Below are 1,606 nucleotides of genomic sequence, written 5' to 3' on the forward strand. Positions count from 1 at the left end.
TTTGTTTCGTTCAGTTTTCAGAGAACTCGTTTGCCGCTCATTTGCGACTCCCTTATGTTAACACTTTAATTTTTCAATGTCAACTAAGTTTTTTATTTCATTTGTCGCGTTCTGCGTTATTAATACTGGCGACTTCTAATATAATACACCTATATATATTAATCGTCAATGCTTTTTATAAAAAATAACAAATTATTTTTATCTATATATTCCTATAGCTATCTATAAATAACTCTCTTCATTTCATAAATACTTATCATTACTCATATATGTTTACTCCCCTTCTCCTACATGTTATAAATAACCGCTCCAAAAGCTCATATTTTCATAGGAACTCCCCTATCATTCTATTTTGGAGTCAAAAAGAGTGGTTGTACTTCATCAGTAATGTGTTTTTTACAAAATCAGTTTACTTCAAACAGCTCTAGAGCATAATCCTTTTATCCACCACTATGAATAGGACGTATATATAGGGAAACATACATTAATCCCTCATTTCCTTTCTTCCTATGATTCATACTTTCCATCTTCTATTGTTTCTCTATTCCTGGATTTCATTAAAGTACTTAGTTTATGTTTATCCGCCCAAGCAACTCCAAATAAAACTAGAGACCCACCTATTACAACCTTCCATGTTAAAGATTCATTTAATAAAATAATAGAAGAAATAATACTTATTACCGGCAAACCGTTTAGATATAATCCACTTGCTGATGCTGAAACTCTTTCTAGCGCCCTATTCCAGAACCAATAAGCAAGGATTGTCGCACAAACGACAAGATACATAAAACTAAGACCAGTCTTCCATGTGTCTATTTTAGGTAAACCATAGTAAACAGTTTCTATAGTAGCAAAAGGAAATAGAATAATCGCTCCTATGATTAATGTTAATGCTGTAAATACTCTGTTCGATAGATTCTTTTCTTGTTTTGGGCGTTTTAATAGTATTGTATAGAACGCAAATAAAAAGGTACTTAATAAAACAAGTATATCCCCAACTAAAGAAGAACTTTGATTATCATTACCCGATGGAATTGTAATACACATTATCCCTATAAAGGCTAATATAATTCCGATCCAATAGTTTAACTGGATCTCTTCTTTTAAGAACAGTGCCGAAAAGATGATTGTAACTAACGGTAAAGCAGCGTCAATGATACTAACATGTAATCCACTTGTTAAAGAAATCCCATACGATGTAAACATAAAGTACCCCGCCACACCAGTAAAAGATAATAAACTTATCCTTTTCCATGGAACTTCTTTATTTATAATATTTTTGTGTAATTGATTAAAAGAAAAAAGCATACATATTCCGCCAGCAAAACAAAGGCGCAGGAATAGCAAAGTAAATGGCTGAATTGATTCTAATGCCCATTTTGTTGGAGCAATCGCTATCCCCCATAACACAATCGCGACTAGTAACATACACATGGCTTTCATAATTTCTCACACCTACCCCAAAATGTAATTTTACTGCTCTTTTTGTTGTGCAAATTATAATAAAACACAAAAAAGACGAGTCATTCTGACTCGTCTAAAGTTGCTTGGCGACGTCCTACTCTCACAGGGACAAGGTCCCAACTACCATCGGCGCTAGAGAGCT

General features: G+C 33.4%; 1 protein-coding gene. It reads right to left on the bottom strand.

The features are described from left to right. Window positions 1–507: 507 nt before the first annotated feature. Window positions 508–1,443, bottom strand: a complete 936-nt coding sequence (locus tag AZF08_RS23145) for a DMT family transporter (RefSeq protein WP_033679254.1) — start codon at window positions 1,441–1,443, stop codon at window positions 508–510. Between the last annotated feature and the right edge of the window lie 163 nt (window positions 1,444–1,606).

It is taken from the genome of Bacillus gaemokensis (assembly GCF_001590835.1).
GTDB classification, from domain to species: domain Bacteria; phylum Bacillota; class Bacilli; order Bacillales; family Bacillaceae_G; genus Bacillus_A; species Bacillus_A gaemokensis.

Coding starts and splice junctions, on each gene's coding strand:
- AZF08_RS23145 (WP_033679254.1), bottom strand. CDS start 1,443: ATGAAAGCCATGTGTATGTTACTAGTCGCGATTGTGTTATGGGGGATA.